The 7,769-nt window shown below is 63.2% G+C and carries 8 protein-coding genes; 4 read left to right on the top strand and 4 right to left on the bottom strand.

The window, feature by feature from the left end:
* Together IL54_RS17720 and IL54_RS17715 are read right to left on the bottom strand one after the other, a co-directional pair.
* Window positions 1-1,160 (bottom strand): ATP-binding protein (locus tag IL54_RS17720; protein ID WP_037479147.1); only part of this gene is annotated, 1,160 nt, incomplete at its 3' end.
* 433 nt (window positions 1,161-1,593) lie between these two features.
* The gene (locus IL54_RS17715) at window positions 1,594-1,875 is read right to left on the bottom strand and encodes a hypothetical protein (RefSeq protein ID WP_037477386.1); all 282 of its coding nucleotides are present in this window, start codon (window positions 1,873-1,875) and stop codon (window positions 1,594-1,596) included.
* A 237-nt stretch (window positions 1,876-2,112) separates the two neighbouring features.
* Here IL54_RS17715 and IL54_RS17710 point away from each other — a divergent pair, with 237 nt between their 5' ends.
* Entirely contained in the window at window positions 2,113-2,580 is a 468-nt protein-coding gene (locus IL54_RS17710) for a hypothetical protein (RefSeq protein WP_156106251.1), read from the top strand.
* On the top strand, window positions 2,577-3,323 hold the full coding sequence (locus IL54_RS17705; protein WP_037477382.1) for a DUF4145 domain-containing protein: 747 nt from the start codon (window positions 2,577-2,579) through the stop codon (window positions 3,321-3,323). The genes IL54_RS17710 and IL54_RS17705 overlap by 4 nt, the downstream gene beginning before the upstream one ends.
* Window positions 3,324-3,401: 78 nt before the next feature.
* Here IL54_RS17705 and IL54_RS17700 read toward each other — a convergent pair whose 3' ends face one another.
* Together IL54_RS17700 and IL54_RS17695 are read right to left on the bottom strand one after the other, a co-directional pair.
* Window positions 3,402-3,692: a type II toxin-antitoxin system RelE/ParE family toxin gene (locus IL54_RS17700; RefSeq protein ID WP_443211184.1), complete on the bottom strand. Its 291-nt coding sequence runs from the start codon at window positions 3,690-3,692 to the stop codon at window positions 3,402-3,404.
* 5 nt (window positions 3,693-3,697) lie between these two features.
* Window positions 3,698-3,958, bottom strand: a complete 261-nt coding sequence (locus IL54_RS17695; protein WP_037477378.1) for a CopG family ribbon-helix-helix protein — start codon at window positions 3,956-3,958, stop codon at window positions 3,698-3,700.
* 319 nt (window positions 3,959-4,277) lie between these two features.
* Between IL54_RS17695 and ppc the strand changes: the two genes are divergently transcribed.
* A complete protein-coding gene (ppc, locus tag IL54_RS17690) occupies window positions 4,278-6,980 on the top strand; it encodes a phosphoenolpyruvate carboxylase (RefSeq protein ID WP_037477375.1) in 2,703 nt (900 codons plus the stop codon).
* Between the two features lie 55 nt (window positions 6,981-7,035).
* Window positions 7,036-7,769: sulfite exporter TauE/SafE family protein (locus IL54_RS17685; protein ID WP_156106310.1), on the top strand; the 734-nt coding region annotated here is incomplete at its 3' end.

The raw sequence follows: 7,769 nt of genomic DNA, 5'->3' as shown, positions 1-7,769 counted from the left end.
ATCCCCGCCTGCGCCATGGCGAAGCGCTTGCGGAAGGCGGGCAGGTCCAGCGGCGGGGTGCGCAGCCCCTTCATCCGGCAGCGCACGCCGAAATCCTGGTACAAGGTCGACACGCTGGGGGCCGCATCGCCCAGATCAGCGACGATCTCTTCCAGCACCGCCATCACCACCGGCTCATTCTGGCCGAAATCCAGTTCGGGCGCGGCGGGCTTGGCCGAGGGCGAATCGGCCAGCGCGCGGATGATCTCCTCGGCGGGGCGCGGCGGCGGATCGGCGCGCGGCGGGGCGATAGGGGCTGCATCCTGCGGTTCGGGGGCGAACAGCAATTCCTGAAAATCCTCACCGCTCGTCACCGGCGGGGCCATCAGCTTGTGGGTGCCGCCGCGCGTGCTGGTATGGACCGCGCCGATCTTCACCGACACCGGGCGGCGGCAGATGGCCGGACCCAGCGCCAGGAAGCGCCCGCGCTCTAGGTCGCGAATCTGCTCGGCCTGCCGCCGCTCCATGCCCAGCAGGTCGGCGGCGCGGGCCATGTCGATGTCGAGGAAGGTGCGGCCCATCAGGAAGTTGGAGGCTTCGGCGGCGACATTCTTGGCGAGTTTCGCCAGCCGCTGCGTCGCGATCACGCCCGCCAGCCCGCGCTTGCGCCCCCGGCACATCAAATTGGTCATCGCCGCCAGCGATACCCGTCGCGCCTCGTCGGACACGTCGCCAGCGGCGGCGGGGGCGAACATCTGCGCCTCATCCACCACCACCAAAGCGGGATACCAATGGTCGCGCGGCGCATCGAACAGGGCGTTAAGGAAGGAGGCGGCGCACTTCATCTGCGCGTCGATCTCCAGCGCCTCCAGGCTCAGCACCACCGAGGCGCGATGTTCGCGAATCCGCGTCGCCATGGTGACGATCTCGCGCTCATTATAGTCGCCGGCGTCGATCACCACATGGCCATAGCGGTCGGCCAGCGTGACGAAATCCCCCTCCGGGTCGATCACCACCTGCTGCACCATCGGCGCGCTTTCCTCCAGCAGGCGGCGCAGCAGATGCGACTTGCCCGACCCCGAATTGCCCTGAACGAGCAGCCGGGTGGCGAGCAATTCCTCCACGTCGACCAGCACGGGCTTGCCGTGGCTGTCGGTTCCTATGCTGATGCTGGCGGTCACGCCCACCCCATGGCCCATGGGGGCGGGGGAGCGCAAGAGGGGTGCGGCGGTGGCGACAGTGGCGCGTCTGCCAAGGATCGGGCGAAGTTCACACCGTCGTCGGGAAAATCGGGCCAATCGTAAAGGTGAGGACGCTGTGAAGCCCCGGTGAGGTTCGTGTTGGGTCACGGTGAAGTCACGCCTGGGTCACTATGACGCGACAGGGGGATGGCTGGCGTGGGCCTTGTCGTCCGGCGACCATGCGGTTTGTAAATCTGGTCCTGGCGTGTCGAGCAACACCAATCCTCCCCTGGCAGGGGAGGTGGCAGGGCGAAGCCCTGACGGAGGGGTGTCACGCTATCGATAGGGCGACACCCCTCCACCATTCGCTTCGCGAACGGTCCCCCTCCCCTTCCAGGGGAGGATTTTAGGGTCTGCTTTGCAAACCCCATCATCACCTCAGCGGCGCAGCGGGCGGCGGCGGGTCCGGCGCGAAGGGATCGGCCATGCATTGCGCATAATGGGCCAGCGCCCAGTCCCAGCTCTGGTCGAACATCGTCCCCGCCAGCCGCCGGCGCAGGCGATGCGCGCTGGTGGGCGACATGCCGACGCTGCGCGCGGCGGTGGCGACGGTGCCGGTTTCGAGCAGGGCAACGAGAAAGCGCCGCTGCTTGGCGGGCGTCCAGTGGGTGCGGCTGGCCGGGGGTGGCGGCGGCGAAGTGAGGTGCTGGTCCATCGGAAAGGATAGATCAGAGGATGTGCAAGTAGGAAAGGGGGTTTTGTGGCAAGGGGGATGACGGAAAACCTGGCATTGGGGGTCGTCGGTCACTCGGACCGCCAAAGCATCAGATTCCTTCGGAGCCCCTCTATCTTGCTAAAATAACTCCAGAGCCTTCTTTAGTTATTGCCATAGCATTCTCTTAAGAGCATACAACTCGCCATTGAAGGCCAAAGCGGCCAATGGAGGTCAATTATGCGAATGTATGTTTTTGAGGGGACACCGGACGAAATCAGTCAAGTGGTCAATAAAATGGAAACCGGCTCAGTTGCCATTCAAGCGCTTAACCAGACTGCTTTTTCTGCTGGATCTGCAACAGGAGCGCAGGCTTCTGAGGGCGATAGGGTTTATGTCGAGACTGATGTGGCGCGTCGTGTTTTTCGTCGTCGTCCGCTTTCTCAGCAGCAGCGCCAGACGTTGGAGCATCTTGTCAAAGCCCACCCTGAATGGGTAACGGCGCAGGCGCTCCAGAAGGCCACGGGATACAGTCCGGCACAGTTCGCAGGGCTAATGGGAGCCTTCGGTCGCCGCCTTACGCATACTGATGGCTATGTAGAGGGTTCGTGGCTTTTCGACTGTGAATGGAGCGATGAAACACGCGGCTGGCTCTACAAGTTACCGGAAACCGTGTTTGATGCCGTGAAGGCAGAGAAAATCGCATGACGGTAGACCGCAATATGTGGGCAGACACCTTCACCAATGATTTGCCCCACTGGCCTTGCCCTACATGCGGGAAAGGGCATTTCGCCGTAATCAAAGATAAGTTGCTACGCGAAGAGACCGGGCCGTCAAAGTCTGCGCACACTCATGATGCTTGGGAGCCTGACTGGATCGTCAATAGCTTCACGGCCCTCATTCAGTGCAGTATGCCGGGGTGCGGAGAGGTCGGGTCCGTAGCGGGAACATCAACGCTCGACTACAATCAAATCGGCAGAGACGAATATGTGACCACGCATTACTACAAGGTTGAGCATGTCAGCCCCGGCCCGATCCCGATCGCATTGTCGTCATCCACTCCTAAGCCTGTAGTGGACGCTCTTAAAGAGGCTTCAAGGCTGATATGGGCAAGTTCTGAAGCTGCGGCCAATCAGATTAGGCAAGCTGTTGAATCTATCATGGATGATAGGGGTATGGCGACGCACGATGTAGCCGGCAAACGCATCATGCTTCATGGGCGGATTAAGGAATTCGAAGCCACAGATAAGGATAACGCCGACGTTCTCCTTGCGACAAAGTGGATTGGCAATTCCGGCAGTCATGTCGGTGGTATCACCCGCGAGGATGTTTTGGATGCGTTCGACATGATCGAGTATGTGATTGAAGAAGTATACGGGAACACACGAGCAGCAATTAAAGCAAAAGTCGCAGCAATTAACGCTGCCAAGGGGCCAGTGAAAAAACCTTAGTAAGACTTAGAATAACGTGTTCTACCTGGAACTTACCATTCCGCTCCCGGCAATCGCACGACAATCAGGCAATTCCCGTCATTCGGGCCAATCATCGGAGCGCCAGTTGCGCGACGTGTGGATGACATGGAGGATCGTCAGCACCGTGTCGTCGCGGCTTAGCGCGTAGGCGAGGATATAGGGAAGCCGGTTGACGGACTTTTCGTAGGTGCCGCCGACCCGGCCGGGGTGGCCGGTCGCATAGTCGGCCAAGGCGTCGCCCGTCTCGCGTATCCGCTTGGCGACCCGTCGCGCTGCGGCCGGATTGTCTCTGGCGATAGGGACGATTTGCCGTTCCAGATCGTCAAGCGCGTCATCCGACCATTGCACATGCCTCATGCAGCATTTTTGGCGGCTGCGGCAATTGCGGCGTCGATCCGGTCCATCGCGGCGTCATGCGGCGTCACCCGGCCCGCCTCCCTGTCGGCAAGCCCCCGCTCTATACCCTCGATGATCTGCAATTCGCGATTCACATAGGCTTCGACCGCTTCGGCGGCGAGGTAGGACTTGGTGCGGCGCGTATTCTGGGCGAGGCGGCCGAGCTTTTCCTTGAGATCGGGCGTGACCCGGATCGTCATCGTCGTGCTGGCAGCCATGTCGCATTCCTTTTCGCTGATCGTACACAGTGTAACACAAGTGGCTGCGCTTGCCAGCAAGGCATCTATATCCGCCTCGTCGAGGCGGGCATATTTGGCCTCCCGATTGAACAGTCTCCGGCTTTTGCAGCCTGATGAACCCTTGGAAGTCGGCAAGAAAGACCCTCACCGACTGCGACTAGGCAGCAAGCTGCCAAGTCTTCGTAGCCTCTCCCGCGGAGGCGGGAGAGGGCAAGGCACGACATTCGCTTTGCCAATTGCTCCCGCCCCTACATCCTCCGCTTGACCCATTCCCTGTTGCAATGCAGCATCGCGTCCCATGGCGACTCTTTCCCCCTCCCCCTCCGCCCCTGCGATCACGCAGAATCCCGACATCCGCTTTCTGGGGCGCCTGCTGGGCGACGTGATCCGGGCTTATGGGGGGGAGAGCCTCTACAAGCAGACCGAATATATCCGGTCGGCGTCGGTCGATCGGGCGCGCGGGGTGCAGGGGGCGGACCTGACGGATACCGGGCTGGATGCGCTGACGCTGGATGATACGCTCAATTTCGTGCGCGGGTTCATGCTGTTTTCGATGCTCGCCAACCTGGCCGAGGACCGGCAGGGCATCGCCGCCGAGCCGGGCGCGGATGTCGCGTCGGTGCTGGCGCGGCTGGAGTCGCATGGCATTGGCCGCGACGCGGTACTGGACTTGCTGTCGCACAGCTTGATCGTGCCGGTGCTGACCGCCCACCCGACCGAGGTGCGGCGCAAGAGCATGATCGATCATAAGAACCGCATCGCCGACCTGATGCTGCTCAAGGATGCGGGCCGCGACGAGACCGAGGATGGCGAAAATCTGGACGAGGCGATTTTCCGCCAGATCGCCCTGCTGTGGCAGACCCGCCCGCTGCGTCGCGAAAAATTGTTCGTCGCGGACGAGATCGACAATGTGCTGGCCTATTTCCGCGACACCTTCCTGCCGGTGCTGCCCGCATTGTATGCCCGGTGGGAGCGGGTGCTGGGCGCGCGGCCGCAAAGTTTCCTGCGCGTGGGGAGCTGGATCGGCGGCGACCGCGACGGCAATCCCTTCGTTCAGGCGCCGCAGTTGCGCCATGCGCTGCAGCGCGGCTGCCAGGCGGCGATCGCTTATTATCTCGATGCGTTGCACGCTCTGGGGGCGGAACTCTCGCTGTCGACCGAATTGGCGCATGTGCCCCAGGCGGTGCTGGATCTGGCCGAGGCCAGCGGCGATGCGTCGCCCAGCCGGGGGGACGAGCCCTATCGTCGCGCCATATCGGGCATTTATGCTAGGCTCGCCGCGACCTGCACCGCGCTGACCGGTACGCAGCCCGCCCGGCCGTCGGCGCTCAAGGGCAAGGCCTATGCCATGCCGCAGGATTTCCGCCGCGATCTGGTGACGGTGGCGCAGGGGCTGGCGAGCGAGGGCAATGGTGCGTTGTCGAGCGGCGGGGCGCTGGGCCGGTTGATCCGCGCGGTCGAGACGTTCGGCTTTCACCTCGCCACGCTCGACATGCGGCAGAATAGCGACGTGCATGAGCGAGTGGTGGGTGAATTGCTCAAGGTCGCCGGGGTCGAGCCGGACTATGCCACGCTCGACGAATATGCGCGCATCGCGTTGCTGCGCAAGGAGTTGGCGAGCAACCGGCCGTTGGGGTCGCGCTTTTCGGCTTATGGCGAGGAAACCGCGTCGGAACTGGCGATCGTCCATGCCGCGGCGGAGGCGCATCGCGTCTATGGCCCGCAATGCATCACCCATTATATCATTTCCAAGGCCGAAAGCGTGTCCGACATGCTGGAGGTCAATATCCTGCTGAAGGAAGCCGGGCTGTGGCAGGCGGGCGTGGATGGCGCGCCGCCGCAGGCCGCGATCATGGCGATCCCGCTGTTCGAGACGATCGGCGATCTGGAGGCCGCGCCCGCGATCATGTCCGCCTATTTCGGCCTGCCCGAAATTGCGGGCGTGGTGCAGTCGCGCGGGCATCAGGAAGTGATGATCGGCTATTCCGACAGCAACAAGGATGGCGGCTATATCACGTCGACCTGGAGCCTCTACAAGGCGAGCCAGGCGCTTGCCCCGGTCTTTGCCGATGCGGGCGCGGCGATGCAGCTGTTCCATGGGCGCGGTGGCGCGGTGGGCCGTGGCGGCGGGTCGGCCTTCGCCGCGATCCAGGCGCAACCGCGCGGGACGGTGCAGGGCCGCATCCGCATCACCGAACAGGGCGAGATGATCGCCGCCAAATTCGGGTCGCGCGATGTCGCCATGACCAATTTGGAGGCGATGACCAGCGCGACCCTGCTCGCCAGCCTGGAGCCGGAGGGGATTTCGGAGCGGGACGCCGCGCGCTTTACCGCTGCGATGGATGAATTGTCGAAAAACGCCTTCGCCGCCTATCGCGACCTTGTGTACGGCACGGAGGGGTTCAAGGAGTTTTTCCGGCAATTGACGCCGATCCAGGAAATTTCCGGCCTCAAGATCGGATCGCGTCCGGCGAGCCGCACCAAGAGCAATGCCATCGAGGATCTGCGCGCCATTCCCTGGGTGTTCAGCTGGGCGCAGGCGCGGGTGATGCTGCCGGGCTGGTATGGCGTGGGTCAGGCGCTGGCCGGGTTCGAGGACAAGGCGCTGCTCGCCGACATGGCGCAGCATTGGTCCTTTTTCAAATCCGCGCTCGCCAATCTGGAAATGGTGCTGGCCAAGTCGGACCTGGGCATCGCCGCGCAATATCTGCCGCTGGTCGAGGATCAGGGGATGGCCGACACGCTGTTCGGGCGGATACGCGAAGGGTGGAACCAGACGCATGACGGGCTGCTGGCGGCCACGGGCCAGTCGCGGCTGCTGGAGAAGAATGCAGCGCTGGAAACCTCGATCCGGCTGCGCCTGCCCTATATCGAGCCGCTCAACCTGCTGCAGGTCGAACTGTTGAAACGCCACCGCGCGGGCGAGGACGATCCACGCATCAAGGAAGGCATAGAGCTGTCGATCAACGCGATCGCGACGGCGTTGCGCAACAGCGGGTGAGTTTGCCGGTGGGCGGGATTGACAGGAGCGGGACCGGAGTGCGAGCGCGCTCATCATGATTGACGCCACCTATGCCCTTGCCGCCTGCATCTTCTTCGGCGCGGCGCTCTATTCCAGCGTCGGTCATGCCGGGGCGTCGGCCTATATCGCGTTGATGGCGTTGTTCGGCCTGCCGGCGCAGGTGATGCGTCCTACGGCGCTGGTTCTCAACGTCATCGTGGCGACCTTCACCTCCGCCCGCTTCGTTCATGCCGGGCTGTTCCGCTGGCGCACGCTCTGGCCCTTTTTGATCGGGGCCATCCCCATGGCGTTCATCGGCGGGGGCATCATCCTGCCCACGCATTTCTATCGTCCGCTGGTGGGTGTGGTCCTATGGCTGTCGGCTGCCCGCTTGTTGTGGCCAAAGCCGCTCGGCACGGCAGGCGATGTCAAAGACCCACCCATTATCGCGGCGATCGCGGCGGGGGCGGGTATCGGCCTGTTGTCGGGCCTGACGGGTACGGGCGGCGGCATTTTCCTGTCGCCGCTGCTGCTGTTTTTGGGCTGGGCAACACCGCGCGCTGCATCGGGCATCGCGGCGGTGTTCATCCTCGTCAATTCGATTTCCGGGCTGCTCGGCAATCTGGCCTCGCTGCAACAGCTGCCAGAGACGCTGCCGCTCTTTGCCGGGTCCGCGCTCGCGGGTGCGCTCGTGGGCACGACATTGGGTATCCGCCTGCCATCGACCATGATCGTGCGCGCCCTGGCGCTGGTCCTGATCGTGGCGGGGGCCAAGATGATCGGCGTCTA

This window comes from Sphingobium sp. ba1 (assembly GCF_000743655.1).
Classification (GTDB): domain Bacteria; phylum Pseudomonadota; class Alphaproteobacteria; order Sphingomonadales; family Sphingomonadaceae; genus Sphingobium.
Note: the sequence above shows the minus strand (reverse complement) of the source record. Positions and strands in the feature narration are given on the sequence as shown.

Excerpts from the sequence above, each read along its gene's own strand:
- IL54_RS17715 (WP_037477386.1), bottom strand. The coding sequence starts at position 1,875 with ATGGACCAGCACCTCACTTCGCCGCCGCCACCCCCGGCCAGCCGCACC.
- IL54_RS17710 (WP_156106251.1), top strand. The coding sequence starts at position 2,113 with ATGCGAATGTATGTTTTTGAGGGGACACCGGACGAAATCAGTCAAGTG.
- IL54_RS17705 (WP_037477382.1), top strand. The coding sequence starts at position 2,577 with ATGACGGTAGACCGCAATATGTGGGCAGACACCTTCACCAATGATTTG.
- IL54_RS17695 (WP_037477378.1), bottom strand. The coding sequence starts at position 3,958 with ATGGCTGCCAGCACGACGATGACGATCCGGGTCACGCCCGATCTCAAG.
- ppc (WP_037477375.1), top strand. The coding sequence starts at position 4,278 with ATGGCGACTCTTTCCCCCTCCCCCTCCGCCCCTGCGATCACGCAGAAT.